Origin of the sequence: Pseudomonas sp. FH1 (assembly GCF_000510895.2) — a bacterium.
GTDB classification, from domain to species: Bacteria; Pseudomonadota; Gammaproteobacteria; order Pseudomonadales; family Pseudomonadaceae; genus Aquipseudomonas; species Aquipseudomonas azotoformans_A.
In genome coordinates, this window is the sequence record NZ_AOHM01000088.1 from 1 (window position 1) to 15,013 (window position 15,013).

The window sequence follows — 15,013 nt, forward strand, 5'->3', positions numbered from 1 at the left end:
CGCAGCTCCGCGAGCCACAAGCGCCAACCCTGTTGCAGCAGGCTGCCACGCCAGTGCCGGGCGATGGGTTCCAGTCGATTCATTCTTGCCAACGCAACACCCGATAGGGTTGTGCGCTGTCCTCCGTTGGGCTCAATAAAACGGTGACTTGCAGCCGCGCCTGATAACCGCCGGGGCGCTCGGCGCGGCTGTCGACGACGAGTACTTCGCCCGGATCGGCACCTTCGGCGTTCTGGTGCGCCAGGTTCAGTGCCTTGCGCATCAGCGGACTGGCGAAGGCGGGATCGGGGCGATCCAGGTCGCTCCACAAGGTGATCTCGGGCAGCAACTGGCTGTAGAGGGTTTGGGTCATGCCGGGCAGTTGGCGCACTTCTTCCAGCACCCGGAACGGCGCCAGGCCTTGTTGGCGGCGCGCGTCGAGGGCCTTGGACAGTTGCGTCGCCTGGGCCGGGGTGGCGCCGCAGGCCAGGGCCAGGCGGGTGAAATCCTGCGCCTGCGCGTTGATCAGGTAGAGTTTGCCGCGTTCGCTGCGCAGGCTGACGTGCAGCTGGGCATCATCAAACGTCAGGGGGATCTCGCGACCATCGGCCACCCAGCGCCGGTCGGCCATGACCAGGGCGATACCGGCTTCGGCGGCCAGCACGGTCTGTGTGTGCTGGCGCAGCCACAAGGCCTGGCGGCTTTCCAGCTGCACCCAGCCGGCCAGGCCGCCGAGCAACACGCTGAGCAACGCCAGCACCCACAGCACCAGCAGCAGGGCCGCACCGCGTTGGCGCCTCATTCTTCCACGCTCCCGCTGGACAGGTTCAAGCGCAGGGCAATCACCTGGGTCAACCAGGGCACCGGGCCATCGACGTTGGCGGCGATGCGCACGGCCACAGGCAGGCGCCTGGGCCATGGCCAGTCACTGACCCAACCGGTGGGCTGACCTAGCGCAGACACGCCGCGATAACTGAACTGCACGCCCCCGAGGTTGCTCAGCAATACCTGGGGTTCACGCTGAGAAAAACCGACCTGCAACGTCTGTTCGACCCGTTGCAGGCTGAACCGGTGGATCCCACCACCGAGCACACCGGGCAAGGTCGAGACGAATTCCAGCCGCTGCGCCGTGCCGACAAAAAACCCATCGCCCTCACCCACCGCCAGCGGCAACGCCTCGCTGATCGCCGTACGCAAAAACTGTTGGGCGGCGCGCACTTCATCCAGGCTCACGGTATACGCCTGGGCCTTGGACACGGCACGATTGGCACCCAGCAATGCGCCCCCAACCAGCACCAGCAAAACGCCCAACAAACTGAGCACCACGAGGATTTCCAGCAAGGTAAAGCCCTGCTCGCGGCGCTTCACAGGCGCGCCTTCAAGGTGCTGAAACGGACCTGGTGAGGGCCCTCACTGAGAACCAGGTCGAGGCGGAAAATATGGGTTTGTTGTCGGGTACTGGTCAGTTGCCAGCGGATGCCATCGAGTTCGCCCTGGCTGACGCCGTTGCTCAATCGCCCTGCTGCCTCTTGATCGAAAATCGTCAGCGCCGCATGGGTAAGCCGATCACTGTGGGCCACCTGGGACAACGAGCGCGCGCTTTGGCCGAAGGCAACCAGCAGCACCGTGCTGCACACCGCCATCAGCGTCAGCGCGGCAAGCATTTCCAGCAGCGTGAAACCGCCTTGCCGCTTCATGGCAGCGCCTTGGATTGCACGCTGCCGGTGAGCCAGCCGATATCGATGCGCCAACGCCGGATTCCATTGGCCACCAACAGATTGCCACCGGTGGAGCTGCCGTCGGGATAGAACTCGACGCCAGGGCCCACCTGTTCCGCAGTGTGCAGCGTCACTTGCAGCTCGGACGGCCAACGTTGCAACGCACGCCCCGGCGCCTGGAACGTGCGCTCCGCCAGATCAAACGACGTGCGCGCCGCCTGCCCGCTGACTATCGCCCCGGCCCGCGTGGTGCGCAGCGCCTCCACCATCTGCCCTACCGCACGGCGTTCTTTCGCCGCCTGCAGGCCCTGGCGCACGCCCAGCCCCAGCAAGCTGGCGGCGAGGCTGATCAACAGGATCACCACCAGCATCTCCAGCAGGGTAAAACCGCGCTGGAACATGGCGGCGTTACTCCCAATTGCCCAGGTCGGCGCTATAACCTTCGCCACCCGGTTGGCCATCCTGGCCGTAGAAGATCAGGTCGAAGGCGCCGTGCTCGCCGGGAAAACGATAGCCGAAGGCATGCCCGAACGGGTCCTTGAGGTCTGACGGCTTGGCATAGCCGCCAGGTCTTTCCACCAGCTGTTGCAGGCTGGTGGGTGGCGCGCCGACGTCAAGGGCGTAGCTGTCGATCTTCATGCTCAGGCTGGCCAGTTGCGCCTTGCCCGCGCCGTACTTGCCCTTGTCCACATTGCCGCCGACCTGGCGCACGACGATGGTGGCAACGATGCCCAGCAGCACGATTACCGCAAGCATTTCCAACAGGGTGAAACCGCTTTGGCGGCGGGGTTTTCTCATGGGTCAAGCTCCTTCATATATTGCTGGTCAGGCTCATCAGCGGCAGCATGATCGCCAACATGATCACCGCCACCAGCACCGCCATGACCACGGTCAAAGACGGCACCAGTGCGGCAAGCAGGCGGTCGATACCGCGCTTGGCTTCGACGTCGAAAATGTCGGCCACCTTGAGCAGCATGCGGTCGAGTTCGCCGGCCTGTTCGCCGACTTCAATCATTTGCAGGGCCAGTTCGGGCAACAACGGCTGGCTGCCAAACGCGCTGGCGAGGGTGCCGCCGCCTTTCACCGATTCCGCCGCATGCGCCACCTGAGCCTGCAACGCGCGGTTGGTGCAGACTTGCCGCGCGATCACCAAGGCGTGCAGCAACGCCACGCCGTTGCTGAGCAGCGTGCCGAGGGTACGCGTCAGGCGTGCCGCCTCGACCCGTTGCAACAACGGGCCGATCACACGGATGCCGAGCAGGCGTCGATCGTATTGTTCCCGAAATGCTGGATTGCGCAGGCGTACGGCCCAGCACCCACCGCCGACGATCAGCCCGGCCAACACCACCAAGCCATAGGCGCCGAGGAACTCACCCAAGGCCAGAATCACCTCGGTGATCAATGGAATCGGCACGCCCAGGTCCTGGAAGATCGGCACGAATTGCGGCACCACATACGCCAGCAACAACGCCAGGGAACCCAGCACGCCCACCACCAGAAAGGCCGGATAGATCAGCGCATTGATCACCTCGCCGCGCAGCCGCTCGCTGCGCTCCAGGTAGTCGCTGAGCTGACGCAGGGTACTTTCCAGCGCGCCACCGGCTTCACCGGCACGCACCATGCTCAGGTACAACGGTGAGAAGCTGCCGCCCTCTTGTTCCAATGCGGCGGACAGGGGTTTACCCGCCTTGACGTGATCGCGGATGCGCTCGATCAGTGCGCGCACCTGGGGTTGGCCGGGTTGCTTGAGCAGCAGCCCAAGGGAACGTTCAAGGGGCTGACCGGCGCCCAGCAACGTGGCCAGTTGCTGGGTAAAACTCACCAACGCCGCGCCCTTCAACTGCCCGCGTGGGTTGCGCAGCAAGGAAGTACCGGCCGCTTCAATCTGCAACAGCAACAGGCCGCGCTTGTGCAGGGCCGCGACGGCGGCGACTTGATCCTTGGCTTGCAGCGTACCGTTGTGCGGCACACCGTGGCTGTCCAGGGCGCGGAACTTGAACAGGCTCACGCGCCGTCCCCACGGGTAACGCGCAGCACTTCTTCCAACGAGGTAATACCCGCCAGCGCTTGGCGCAGTCCCTCTTCATACAGGGTGCGCAAACCGGCGCGGCGAGCAGCCTGTTCCAACGTGGCGGCATCGGCGTGACGCATCAACAGGCCGCGCAGTTCGTCGTTCATCACCAGCAGCTCGGTCAGGGCACTGCGGCCGTGATAGTCACCGCGATAGAGCAGGATCGGCCGTTGTTCGGTCAGACGATCCAGCCCATGTTCTGCGATCAGTTCCGGCGGCGCTTCAAAGGCCACGCGGCTGGCCGGGTCCAGGCGCCGCACCAGGCGCTGGGCGAGAATGCCGCTGACGGTCGAGGCGATCAGGTAACTTTCCACGCCCATATCCAGCAGCCGCGTGATACTCGCCGCGGCGCTGTTGGTGTGCAGGGTGGAAAGCACCAGGTGCCCGGTCAGCGACGATTGAATAGCGATGCGGCAGGTTTCCAGGTCGCGGATCTCGCCGATCATGATCACGTCCGGGTCCTGGCGCACGATGGAGCGCAGCGCCCCGGCGAAGTCCAGGCCGATGGCGGGCTTGACCTGGATCTGGTTGATGCCTTCGAGTTGGTATTCCACCGGGTCTTCCACGGTGATGATCTTGCGCTCGGCGGTGTTGAGCCGCGACAGCGCGGTGTAGAGCGTGGTGGTCTTGCCGGAACCGGTGGGCCCGGTGACCAGCAGAATGCCGTGGGGCCGTTCCAGCAGGTCGAGGAAAGTCGCCAGACGCTGGCCGTCAAAGCCCAGGCTCGCGAAGTCGAACTGCACGGTTTGCCGGTCCAGCAGGCGCAGCACCACCGACTCGCCGAAACTGGTGGGCACCGTGGACACGCGAAGGTCGAGTTCCTTGCCCTGGATGCGCAGCATGATGCGCCCGTCCTGGGGCAGCCGACGTTCGGCGATGTCCAGCCGCGCCATGATCTTCACCCGCGAAATCACCGCCGCCGACGAACTGGCCGGCGGCGCTTCAGCGTCGTGCAACACGCCGTCGATGCGGTAGCGCACCTTGAGCTGGTTTTCGAAGGGTTCGATATGGATATCCGAGGCGCGCTGTTCCACGGCGCGCTGCAGGATCAGGTTGACCAGGCGGATCACCGGCGCTTCGGAGGCCATGTCCTTGAGGTGTTCGATATCTTCCTGGGCGCCGCCCTGCTCATCAAGGTTCTCGATCAGCGTGCCCATCGCCGAGCGGCCCTGACCGTAGTAGCGCTCGATCAGGGTGTCGACTTCATTGCGCGGGCCGATCGCCAGCCACACCGGCACCTGGCACGCATAGGCCAGGGCCTCGAACGGATAATGTTGCGCAGGGTTGGCCGCCAGTACCCGCAGACCGTTGTGGTCCCAGCCTATGGGCGCCACTTGGTAGTGCCGCATGAAGCGTTCGGTCAGTGCAGGCAAAGGATCGAGCAGCGGCGGCGCGGCGTCGGCCAGCAACAACGGCGCGTCGAGCAACGCCGCCCAGGCACGCGCCAGTTCAACTTCGGAGACCAGGCCCAGGCGTGTCAGCAGACTCAACAGATCGTCCGTGGACAGGCGTCGGGCGCGCTCCAGGTCCACCGTTTTCAGCCCGGCATGCTGCATCAGCCACGCACACACCTGCTCGGTGTGCGGGATCTGCATCTGGCAGGCATCGATAGGCGCTGACGACATAATGTTCAGGTATCTAGTGTTGCGAGAAAGTATGGCTATTTGAAACTACGGAAACATGCCATTAGTTAGCCACAACCCCGTATAGAGTAAGCCGGGGTTATCGACTGAAAGTTATAGACCTAGTTCCTGAAGGAGGGGAATAAAATAAACATAATTGCCAAGACCCTTGCGCCAGAGCCTTAGCAGCTAATAGCCATCATCCCACTAGTTGCAATTAGCCACTTAGGCGCTTTCACGCGCAATCAAACGGCATTCCAATAAATTCAAACGCGTTACTTCATCTTCTACAGGCAGCACACCCAAACTTTCAAGGACGCGCGTAGCGGCCAACACACCTATTTCCAATGCGGGCGGTTTGATCGTACTCAGGCTCGGCAGCAGCATTTCGGCGAACGGGTAATCGCCGAAACCGAGCACTGCGCACTTCTCGGGGATCTTCAGTCCGGCCCGCTGCCCAGCCAGCAAACCACCGGCCGCCAGGTTATCATTGGCGAAGAAGATCGCATCCGGCGGCGTGGCATGGCTCATCAATACTTCCATGGCCTGTTTACCCGCTTCGAAGGGTGCGCGATCTGGGTCAGGAGAGAAGACCCAGGGCTGCACACCCAACGCGGTCAAGGTCGCGGCGAAACCCTCACCCCGCTCCATGGCGCTGAAGTCCCCGGCTGCACTGTTCTGCACGAAAGCAATCCGCCGATAACCCTGTCCATGCAGATAGCGCGCAGCGGTGACGCCCACTTCGAAGTGGGAAAACCCGATCTGCAGCGGTGCGCGTTCGGGCACGTAGTCCCAGGTTTCCACCACCGGAATATCCGCGTCGGCGATCATCTTTTCAGTCGCCGCGCTGTGGAAGCGGCTGGTCAGTACCAGCGCCGCCGGCGACCAGCCAAGGAACGCACGCACCGCGCTCTCTTCCTGCTCGGCGCTGAAGTAACTGGACGCCAGCAACAGTTGATAGCCATGCCGGCTGAGGGTGTCGCTGAAGCCCTGGATGGTATTGGCAAAGATCGGCCCCGAGATGTTCGGGATCACCATCGCCACAATGCGCCCACGTGCCGAGGCCAGCCCGCCGGCCACCAGGTTGGGCACATAGCCCAGCTCGGCCACCACCTCGGCGATGCGCTCGCGGCGCTCGGGCGACACCTGTTCCGGCTGGTTGAAGTAACGCGACACAGTAATCGCCGACACGCCTGCCTGACGGGCCACGGTATTCAAGGTGACACGCCCGGCGCCACGGCGTTTGCGCGGTTTGTCTTCGCTCACGGGATGATCCTGTTAAAAACCAAAAAGAATATAGGACTAATTTTTCAGTATTTGACGTTCTAAACCAGACCTACCAATAATGCCGATGTTAGCGCTAACAAGGCGCATTGTCTGCTACTCGCTCGAGCGAATGCCAAAGACATTTCACAGGCGCTGACGGTCGCAAGAACCGCAGCGGTTCAGGGCATTCTTTTCGAGCGGGCACAGCATGCACAACTTCCAACGCAGCACTTTCCTGATCCTGGCCGGGTTGACCGCCCATCCCGCCCCCGGTGCCTTTGCGGCCGATGCGCAGGAGCCGACACTCAAATCCGTGACCGTCACCGCCACCCGCCGCGAAGAATCGCTGCAAAAAGTCCCGGTGGCCGTCTCGGTCCTCGATGGCGAACAGCTGGAGCGCGACAACCGCAACAGCGTGGCGAGCATCGCGCAGCAGGTGCCGTCGCTGAACTTCCGCACCGGCGCTTCGAACAAGGACACCTCGTTGTTCGTGCGCGGTGTGGGCACCATTTCCACCTCCCCCGGCGTCGAGCCGACGGTGGCCACGGTGATCGACGGTGTGGTCTACGCCCGCCCCGGCCAGGCCACCCTCGACCTGCTCGACCTGGAACGCATCGAGGTTCTGCGCGGCCCCCAAGGCACGCTGTTCGGCAAGAACGCCTCAGCCGGCGTGCTGAACATCACCAGCAAGGCGCCCACTGCTGAAACCCACGGCTATATCGACCAATCCTTCTACAGCGGCAACGAAAGCCGCACCCGGTTCGGCATCGGCGGCAGCCTGGTGCCGGATGTGCTCAAAGGTTCGATCAGTACGCTGTTCGGCAGCTACGACGGTAATGTCGACAACCAGCACAATGGCCAGGAGGTCAACGGCTACAACCACAAGGGCATTCGCGGCAAGTTGGAATTCACCCCCAACGACGACTTGAAACGGACCCTGATCGCTGACTACATGCAGTCCCACGACGACGCGCCGAATGGCGTGGTCAGCAAGTCCCTGACCCCGGCGTTCGCCAACGCGCTGAGCCCGGTGCGGGCCTCCAGCGACAACCGCGACATCAACACCGACACACGCAGCCATGTGCAAGACATCAACAAAGGCTTGTCCGCCCAGCTGGACTGGAACCTCGGCGACTACACCCTGACGTCGATCACCGCCTGGCGTGGCTGGGACAACACCCAATACCAGGACGGCGACCGCCTTGGCACGGTGACCGCCGCATTCCCCGGTACCGCCGACAAAGGCCAGTTGGAGTTCAACCAGTACTCCCAGGAACTGCGCCTGGCCTCGCCCAAGGGTGAGTTCCTGGAATATGTCGGCGGCCTGTTCTACATGCACGGCAAGGACGAAGAAACCTACCAGCGCACCCTCACGACCACCACACGCACCGACCGTGGCATCGCCGACTACAGCACCACCAACGACAGCTACGCGGTGTTCGGCGAGACCACGCTGAACTTCACCTCGCGCTTTCGTGGCATCGCCGGTCTGCGCTACACCCACGATGACCTGAAATACGATCACCGCCGCGTCTCCACTTCGGCCACCACGGTCAGCGGGATTCAGCCGGCCACGTCCAGTTCCGGCTCGGTGGACGAAGACGGTTGGTCCGGGCGCCTGGGTGTGCAGTACGACATCAGCGACAGCGTCACCAGCTACCTGACCTATTCGCGCGGCTACAAAGGCCCGGCGTACAACGTGTTCTTCAATATGCAGCCGCGTGACACCGACGCGCTCAAGCCGGAAACCTCCAACACCTGGGAAGCCGGGATCAAGGCCACCGCCTGGAACAACCGCCTGACCACCAACCTGGCGGTGTTCCACAGCGATTACGACAACTACCAAGCCAACTTTTTCGACACGGTCGCCGGGCAAGTGGTGACGCGCCTGATCAACGCCGGCAGCGTCAGCACCGAAGGCGTCGAGCTGGATTACGCCTTGCAGGCCACCCAGCAACTCAAGCTGTCCGGTGCCCTGGCCTACACCCGCGCGCGCATCGATGAATTCGCCTGCCCGGCCGGTGCCGCCGCAACCTGCAACGTGAATGGCAAGCCGCTGCCTTTCAGCCCGGACTGGAAAAGCTACGTGCGCGCCGACTACACCATCCCTCTGGATAACGGCTTGGACATCGAGCTGGGCACCGACTACAGCTGGCAGAGCGAAGTGCAGTACGACATCAGCCAGAACCTTGACACCAAACAAGGTGCCTACGGCATCTGGAACGCCAGCGTGGCCCTGGCCGACTACAGCAATGGCTGGCGCGTCGCCTTCCTGGCGAAGAACCTCGCCGACAAATCCTACTCACCGCTGCTGGCCAGCGGCGGCAACTACATTTACCGCGCCGTGCCCCGTGACGATGAACGTTACTTCGGCGTGCAACTGCGCAAGGATTTCTAAGCATGAGCCGTCAACTCAAACTCGGCGCCTTCCTCATGGCCACCGGGCACCACGTCGCCGCCTGGCGCCACCCGGACGTGCCGGCCAATGCCGGGCTGGATGTTGCCCAGTACAAGCACCTGGCGCGGGTGGCTGAAGCGGCCAGGTTCGATGCGCTGTTCGTGGCCGATAGCATTGCGGCGGCCACAAGTGACATCGCCAGCCATATGGCGCGTTCGGATCACTTCGAACCGCTGACCTTGCTTTCGGCGTTGAGTGCGGTGACGGACCACATCGGCCTGATCGCCACTGCGACCACCACCTACAACGAGCCCTACCACGTGGCGCGCAAATTCGCCTCGCTGGATCATCTGTCTGGAGGCCGTGCCGGCTGGAACCTGGTCACCTCGGACGCCGCCGCTGAAGCACAGAATTTCGGCCGCGATGAACACCTCGGCCACGCCGCGCGCTACAGCCGCGCCAGGGAGTTTCATCACGTCGTGACCGGGTTGTGGGACAGCTGGGAAGACGATGCCTTCATGCGGGACAAGGCCAGCGGCAACTACTACGACCCCACGAAGCTGCATGTGCTGGATCACGTCGGTGAACATTTCCGCGTCAAGGGCCCGCTGAACGTGGCGCGCTCACCCCAGGGCCAACCGGTGATCGTGCAGGCGGGCTCGTCGGAAACCGGCCGCGAACTGGCCGCGCAAACCGCCGAGGTGGTGTTTACCGCGCAAACGTCGCTGGAGAACGCCCAGGCGTTTTATGCGGATCTCAAGGGGCGCCTTGAAAGATACGGGCGTGAGCCGGGTTCGCTGAAAATCATGCCGGGGGTGTTCGTAGTGGTCGGCCAGACCGAGGCCGAAGCCCAGGCGAAATTCGAGGCGTTCCAGGACCTGGTCGAGCCCGAAGTGGGGGTCGCCCTGTTGGGACGCATGCTGGGTAATTTCGACTTGTCCGGCTACCCGTTGGACGGGCCGTTGCCGGAGTTGCCGCTGACCGACAGCGGGCAACGCAGCCGTCAACAATTGCTCAGTGACCTGGCCCACCGCGAACAACTGACCCTCGCTCAGTTGGGCCGACGGATTGCCGGGGGGCGCGGGCATTACAGCCTGATCGGCACGCCCGCGCAGATCGCCGATGAGCTACAACGCTGGTTCGAAAACGGCGCTGCCGATGGTTTCAACATCCTGGTGCCGCACCTTCCGGGTGGGCTGGAGGATTTCGCCCAATGGGTCGTGCCGGAGCTGCAACGGCGCGGCCTGTTTCGCACCGAATACACCGGCTCCACCTTGCGTGAAAACCTCGGCTTGGCGCGCCCCGAAAACCGCTTCAAAAAGGACGATGCATGAAGATTCCGGCGCTGTTACTCGCCCTGCTGGCCGTCACTCAAACCGCACTGGCGGCCGACCCCACCACCCTGCGCATCGGTTACCAGAAAGGCTCCATCGCCCTGGTACTCGCCAAGGAGCATGGCCTGCTGGAAAAACGCTTCCCGCAGACCAAAGTGAAGTGGATCGAATTCCCCGCCGGCCCGCAGATGCTGGAAGCACTGAACGTGGGCGCACTGGACGTTGGCTCGACCGGCGACATCCCGCCACTGTTCGCCCAGGCGGCGGGTGCGGACCTGGTCTACATCGGCGCCGAACCGCCCAAGCCCAGCGCCGAAACCATCCTGGTGCGCAACGATAGCCCGTTGCATTCAGTCGCGGACCTGAAGGGCAAGAAAGTCGCCTTCCAGAAGGGTTCCAGTTCCCACAACCTGATCCTGCGCGCCCTGAACAAAGCCGGCCTGAGCTACAAGGATATCCAGCCGGTGTACCTGCCACCTGCCGATGCGCGCGCGGCGTTTGAGCGCGGCAGCGTGGATGCCTGGGCGATCTGGGAGCCCTATTCATCCTTGGCGTTGAGCCAGAGCCCCAGCCATGTGCTGGCCAATGGTGAAGGCCTGGGTTTATCCGGGCCGGTGTATACCGCGCGACGCGACTATGCGAAGACCAATGGCGTGTTTGTACATGACCTGCTAGATGAGCTCAGCGCTGCCGAAGCGCTCACCCGCAGCCAGCGTGAAGACAGTTTGAAGGTGCTGACCGGCTTTATGGGACTGCCTGCTGAGGTGATTGCGCGTTACATGGATAACCGCCCGCCTTCGCCGATCTTGCCGATTGACGACACGATCATCGCGGCGCAGCAGGCGACGGCGGATCTGTTTTATCAGAACCGCCTGTTGCCCAAGGCAATCGACGTGAAGAAAGCAGTGGAAATCAACTGAACTCCCACATTTGACCCGCGTCAGGCTTGAAAACGGGTGCTTTTTTCCACCACGCACATCGGTGTGCCGGACACCGGTTCATTGATGATCTGCACCTGCACATCAAACACCTGCCTCATCAACTCAGCAGTAATCACTGCCTGCGGCGCACCATCAGCCACCAACTTGCCGCCGTGCATCACCGCCAGGTGGTCGGCATACCGACAAGCCTGGTTGATGTCGTGCAGCACCGTGATCACGGTCTTGCCTTCAGCGGCCAGTTCGCCCATCAAGTCCATGAGTTCGACTTGATGGCTGATGTCGAGGTAGGTGGTGGGTTCATCCAGTAACACCACCGGCGCATTCTGCGCCAACACCATCGCCAGCCAGGCGCGTTGACGCTGGCCGCCGGACAGATCGGCCAATGCGCGATCAGCCAACACGTCCAGTTCCAGGCGCTGCATGGCTTGGGTCACGTGAGTTTGATCACTGCCGCTCAAACGCCCCCACAGCGAGTTATGCGGGCTGCGGCCATAGGCGACCAACTGGCGCACGCTGACGCCCTCGGGCACCGGCAGCACCTGCGGCAAGAACGCGATCTGCCGCGCCAACTCGCGGGCAGACAGGCTGGCGTAGGCCTGGCCATCCAGGATCAGTTCGCCCTGGGTCGGTTTGAGGATGCGCGCGAAGGCCTTGAGCAGGGTCGACTTACCGCAGCCATTGGGACCGATCAAGGCGGTGACCTTTCCGGTCGGCGGCGCAAAGGACAGGCCTTGCACGATGCGCGTGGTGCCGTAGCCAATGTCGAGCTGCCGTGCGTGAAGAATACTCATGTGATCAGCCCTTGAACCGTGCCAGCAACCAAAGAAAATACGGTGCGCCAATCACCGCCGTGAGCACCCCGGCGGGGATTTCGCTGGGCGCGATCAACGTGCGCCCCAACGTGTCGGCCAGCACCAGCAGCAACGCACCGATCAGCATCGCCGCAGGTAACAGGTGTTGGTGATGCCCACCCACCAACCGCCGCGCCATGTGCGGCGCGACCAGGCCGATAAAACCGATCGGCCCGATCACCCCCACGCCCAGGCTGGTCAGCAGCACCGCGCAGGCCATCGCCAGCCAGCGTGTGCGACTGAGTGGCGTGCCGAGGCTATGGGCGGCTTCATCGCCGAGGGCGATCAGGTTCAGCGGCTTGGCCAGGCACAGCCCCAACGGGATCAGCACCAGGAACGGCAACATCAGCGCCACATGGTGCCAGTTGCGGCTCCACAGGCTGCCGGTGAGAGCGAGCAACGCGGTGTTGATATCCAGCGGATGGGACAGGATCAGAAACTCGGTAACACTGGACAAAGTCACCGCAATCGCCACCCCGGACAGGGCAAACCGCACACCGGAAAAACTCACCCCGGTGTTGTACAGCGCCAGCAGCAACGCGCCGCCCGCCCCGCCCAGGCAAGCCACCAGCGGCAACCATACAATCGGCAGATGCGGCCAACTGATGATCGCCACGGTCAGCGCCAGCCCGGCGCCTTGGGTCACGCCGAGGATTTCCGGCGAGGCCAACGGGTTGCGGATCACACCCTGCACGATCGCCCCGGCCAGGCCGAAGGCTGCACCGGCAAGGATCGCGATCAGGCTGCGCGGCAGGCGGTGGTTCCAGACTTCGAAGTCGAGGGCGTCGTGGGCCAGCAAGCGGTCCAGCACGGTGTCTGGCGTGAGCCAAACAGTGCCGGCACTGAGGCTGATCAACGTCGCCAGCAGCAACAGGCCGAGCAGCAGCCACAAACGCAAGGGTGGCCGAGTCATAGGGCGCGCCTGGCAAGAAAGAGGAAGAACGGCGCGCCGATCAGCGCAGTGACCACACCCGCCGGGGTCTCCACCGGAAACGCCACGGCGCGGCTGAGCAGGTCGGCGCCCAGCACGATCACCGCCCCCAATGCCGCGCTCAGCGGGATCAGCCAGCGGTAGTCATTACCGAGAAACTGGCGAAGGATATTCGGCGCGATCAGCCCGACAAACCCGATCGGCCCCACCGCGCAGACGCTCGCGCCGACCAGCAACAGGCTGGCGATGAACACCTGCAAACGCAGGCTGGCAATGCCCACGCCCAGGGAGCGCGCGGCGTCTTCGCCAAGGTTGATCAGGTTCAGGCGCGGCGCGCACCACAGCGCCCACAGGCCGCCGATCAAGGTGCACGGCCACAGCAGTTGCACCTGCGCGGCGCCGACATTGGCCAGGGAACCGGCCAGCCAATTGAGCACGCTTTGCGCCTGGGCCTCGACCAGGATCACCGTGAGCCGGGTCAATGCCGCACACAACGCGGCCACGGCCACACCGGCCAGTACTAGGCGCCCTTGGGCGGTGGTCGGCGACCAGGCGCCGCCGAGGCTGAACACCGTGACCCAGGCCAACGCGCCGCCCAGGCACGTCATCAACAACGCACCACCGGCAAACGGCGGCGCGACCAACCCGGTGGAAAACAGCGCCAAACCCAACGCCGCCCCGGCCGTTACACCAAACAAGGATGGCGAGGCCAGGCGGTTGCGGGTAATGCCTTGCATCAACGCACCGGCCAAGCCCAGGCAGGCGCCGACCAACGCAGCACACAGCGCCCGTGGCACGCGCAATTGGGCGACGATGTAGGCCATATTGCCGCCCACGCTACCCTGGTGAACCAGGCCATTCCACGCATCCGTCGCCGTGATCGTGAACGGCGACCAGCTGTACAGCGACAGCCAAAACAACCCGGCACCCAGCAGCACAATGCCGGCCGCCGCGAGACTTCGCCCCATGCTTATTGGCTCAGTACGGCTTTACCGCCCTTGAGAATCGCCAGCGCGTCTTCGGCGATCTGCTCCGAAGCCAGCACACCGCGATTGCGCGCCCAGCTGTCGCCGTCCACTTCAGCGACCTGTTTATTACGCACCGCGCCCAGCACTTGCCACAGCGGCTGCTTGCTCCAGTTGTCGACGATGCTCGGGCGACGGTAATAACCGACCAGCAACCAACCGGGGTCGAGGGCGAGCAGTTGCTCCAGGCTGACAAACTCGGTGGGCGCGGCGTTGGCGCGCACCGAGGGGACTTTGAGGCCGATGGCTTCGAGCACGCTGCCGGCGTAGGAGTCCGGGCCGTGCACGGAGAAACTGTCTTCACGGGCGACACCAAACAACACGCTGGCGCCGGCCGGGATCTGCTGGGCAATGGCTTTGAGGTTTTCGCGGTTCTTCTGGATGCGCGCTTCCATCTGTTCGCTCTTGCCCAGCGCCTTGCCGATCAGTTCGGCGGATTTCAGGCTGCCCTGGTAATCCTCGCCACGTGACGGCAGCAACAGGGTCGGCGCGATGCTCGCCAGGTCGTTGTACAACGACTGGTGACGGTTGAGGTCAGCAACGATCAGGTCCGGCTTGAGTCGGGCGATTTCCTCGATGCTCGGCTGCGAACGCAGGCCCACGGACTTCCATTGGCCGATGGCCTGGCGCACACGGGGCAACACGCGGTTGGCATCGCCATCATCGGCAGCGCCGACGGGCGTTACCGCGACGGCGGCCAGGCTGTCGAGAAAAGAGAATTCCAGCACCACGACGCGCTTGGGTGCATCGGGCAGATGCACGGCGTGCTGGCCGTCGTTGAGGTCGATGGGCGCGGCGCTCAGCAGGCTTGAAGACAACGCCAACACACAGGCGGCAAGGGAGGGGATGGAGCGCAGCATTCGCATGACAAGGACCT

The 15,013-nt window shown here is 63.6% G+C and carries 15 protein-coding genes; 3 read left to right on the forward strand and 12 right to left on the reverse strand.

The genetic code is table 11. From position 1 onward, the window contains the following. Positions 1-79: 79 nt before the first annotated feature. The 8 genes from H096_RS23215 to H096_RS23250 all read right to left on the reverse strand — a co-directional run bounded on the left by H096_RS23215 (position 80) and on the right by H096_RS23250 (position 6,656). On the reverse strand, positions 80-781 hold the full coding sequence (locus H096_RS23215) for a hypothetical protein (RefSeq protein ID WP_033901696.1): 702 nt from the start codon (positions 779-781) through the stop codon (positions 80-82). Then, complete coding sequence (locus H096_RS23220; RefSeq protein ID WP_033901697.1) at positions 778-1,347, reverse strand: prepilin-type N-terminal cleavage/methylation domain-containing protein; 570 nt, start codon at positions 1,345-1,347, stop codon at positions 778-780. Before H096_RS23220 ends, H096_RS23215 begins: the two co-directional genes overlap by 4 nt. Continuing rightward, on the reverse strand, positions 1,344-1,676 hold the full coding sequence (locus tag H096_RS23225; RefSeq protein WP_033901698.1) for a type II secretion system protein: 333 nt from the start codon (positions 1,674-1,676) through the stop codon (positions 1,344-1,346). The genes H096_RS23220 and H096_RS23225 overlap by 4 nt, the downstream gene beginning before the upstream one ends. Next, positions 1,673-2,098 carry a GspH/FimT family pseudopilin gene (locus H096_RS23230; protein WP_033901699.1) on the reverse strand — a complete coding sequence of 142 codons (426 nt, stop codon included), beginning with the start codon at positions 2,096-2,098 and terminating at the stop codon, positions 1,673-1,675. The genes H096_RS23225 and H096_RS23230 overlap by 4 nt, the downstream gene beginning before the upstream one ends. A 7-nt stretch (positions 2,099-2,105) precedes the next feature. Continuing rightward, positions 2,106-2,495, reverse strand: a complete 390-nt coding sequence (locus H096_RS23235) for a type II secretion system protein GspG (protein WP_033901700.1) — start codon at positions 2,493-2,495, stop codon at positions 2,106-2,108. A 13-nt stretch (positions 2,496-2,508) separates the two neighbouring features. After that, positions 2,509-3,705: a type II secretion system inner membrane protein GspF gene (gene gspF / locus H096_RS23240; protein WP_033901701.1), complete on the reverse strand. Its 1,197-nt coding sequence runs from the start codon at positions 3,703-3,705 to the stop codon at positions 2,509-2,511. Continuing rightward, positions 3,702-5,393: a type II secretion system ATPase GspE gene (gspE, locus tag H096_RS23245; protein WP_033901702.1), complete on the reverse strand. Its 1,692-nt coding sequence runs from the start codon at positions 5,391-5,393 to the stop codon at positions 3,702-3,704. The genes gspF and gspE overlap by 4 nt, the downstream gene beginning before the upstream one ends. 222 nt (positions 5,394-5,615) lie before the next feature. Further along, positions 5,616-6,656, reverse strand: a complete 1,041-nt coding sequence (locus H096_RS23250; RefSeq protein ID WP_033901703.1) for a LacI family DNA-binding transcriptional regulator — start codon at positions 6,654-6,656, stop codon at positions 5,616-5,618. A gap of 208 nt (positions 6,657-6,864) precedes the next feature. On the opposite strand from H096_RS23250, the gene H096_RS23255 reads away from it, so the two are divergent. The 3 genes from H096_RS23255 to H096_RS23265 are packed head-to-tail and all read left to right on the forward strand — an operon-like array spanning position 6,865 to position 11,308. Continuing rightward, positions 6,865-9,054 carry a TonB-dependent receptor gene (locus H096_RS23255; protein ID WP_033901704.1) on the forward strand — a complete coding sequence of 730 codons (2,190 nt, stop codon included), beginning with the start codon at positions 6,865-6,867 and terminating at the stop codon, positions 9,052-9,054. 2 nt (positions 9,055-9,056) lie between these two features. Further along, positions 9,057-10,388 carry an LLM class flavin-dependent oxidoreductase gene (locus H096_RS23260; protein WP_033901705.1) on the forward strand — a complete coding sequence of 444 codons (1,332 nt, stop codon included), beginning with the start codon at positions 9,057-9,059 and terminating at the stop codon, positions 10,386-10,388. Further along, positions 10,385-11,308, forward strand: coding sequence for a sulfonate ABC transporter substrate-binding protein (locus H096_RS23265; protein WP_033901706.1), 924 nt, complete (start codon positions 10,385-10,387; stop codon positions 11,306-11,308). The genes H096_RS23260 and H096_RS23265 overlap by 4 nt, the downstream gene beginning before the upstream one ends. 20 nt (positions 11,309-11,328) lie before the next feature. Here H096_RS23265 and fecE read toward each other — a convergent pair whose 3' ends face one another. Genes fecE through H096_RS23285 form a run of 4 tightly spaced genes read right to left on the reverse strand, consistent with a single transcriptional unit; the run spans position 11,329 to position 15,002 of the window. After that, entirely contained in the window at positions 11,329-12,120 is a 792-nt protein-coding gene (gene fecE / locus H096_RS23270) for a Fe(3+) dicitrate ABC transporter ATP-binding protein FecE (RefSeq protein ID WP_033901707.1), read from the reverse strand. A gap of 4 nt (positions 12,121-12,124) precedes the next feature. Then, a complete protein-coding gene (locus H096_RS23275; RefSeq protein ID WP_033901708.1) occupies positions 12,125-13,093 on the reverse strand; it encodes an iron chelate uptake ABC transporter family permease subunit in 969 nt (322 codons plus the stop codon). After that, on the reverse strand, positions 13,090-14,079 hold the full coding sequence (fecC, locus tag H096_RS23280; protein ID WP_033901709.1) for an iron-dicitrate ABC transporter permease FecC: 990 nt from the start codon (positions 14,077-14,079) through the stop codon (positions 13,090-13,092). The genes H096_RS23275 and fecC overlap by 4 nt, the downstream gene beginning before the upstream one ends. 2 nt (positions 14,080-14,081) lie before the next feature. Next, complete coding sequence (locus H096_RS23285; RefSeq protein WP_033901710.1) at positions 14,082-15,002, reverse strand: Fe(3+) dicitrate ABC transporter substrate-binding protein; 921 nt, start codon at positions 15,000-15,002, stop codon at positions 14,082-14,084. Positions 15,003-15,013: the final 11 nt, after the last annotated feature.

Bases quoted from the DNA above. Each gene is read 5' to 3' on its own strand.
- H096_RS23215 (WP_033901696.1), bottom strand. From the start codon at position 781: ATGAGGCGCCAACGCGGTGCGGCCCTGCTGCTGGTGCTGTGGGTGCTG.
- H096_RS23225 (WP_033901698.1), bottom strand. From the start codon at position 1,676: ATGAAGCGGCAAGGCGGTTTCACGCTGCTGGAAATGCTTGCCGCGCTG.
- H096_RS23230 (WP_033901699.1), bottom strand. From the start codon at position 2,098: ATGTTCCAGCGCGGTTTTACCCTGCTGGAGATGCTGGTGGTGATCCTG.
- H096_RS23235 (WP_033901700.1), bottom strand. From the start codon at position 2,495: ATGAGAAAACCCCGCCGCCAAAGCGGTTTCACCCTGTTGGAAATGCTT.
- gspE (WP_033901702.1), bottom strand. From the start codon at position 5,393: ATGTCGTCAGCGCCTATCGATGCCTGCCAGATGCAGATCCCGCACACC.
- H096_RS23255 (WP_033901704.1), top strand. From the start codon at position 6,865: ATGCACAACTTCCAACGCAGCACTTTCCTGATCCTGGCCGGGTTGACC.
- H096_RS23260 (WP_033901705.1), top strand. From the start codon at position 9,057: ATGAGCCGTCAACTCAAACTCGGCGCCTTCCTCATGGCCACCGGGCAC.
- H096_RS23265 (WP_033901706.1), top strand. From the start codon at position 10,385: ATGAAGATTCCGGCGCTGTTACTCGCCCTGCTGGCCGTCACTCAAACC.
- fecE (WP_033901707.1), bottom strand. From the start codon at position 12,120: ATGAGTATTCTTCACGCACGGCAGCTCGACATTGGCTACGGCACCACG.
- H096_RS23275 (WP_033901708.1), bottom strand. From the start codon at position 13,093: ATGACTCGGCCACCCTTGCGTTTGTGGCTGCTGCTCGGCCTGTTGCTG.
- fecC (WP_033901709.1), bottom strand. From the start codon at position 14,079: ATGGGGCGAAGTCTCGCGGCGGCCGGCATTGTGCTGCTGGGTGCCGGG.
- H096_RS23285 (WP_033901710.1), bottom strand. From the start codon at position 15,002: ATGCGAATGCTGCGCTCCATCCCCTCCCTTGCCGCCTGTGTGTTGGCG.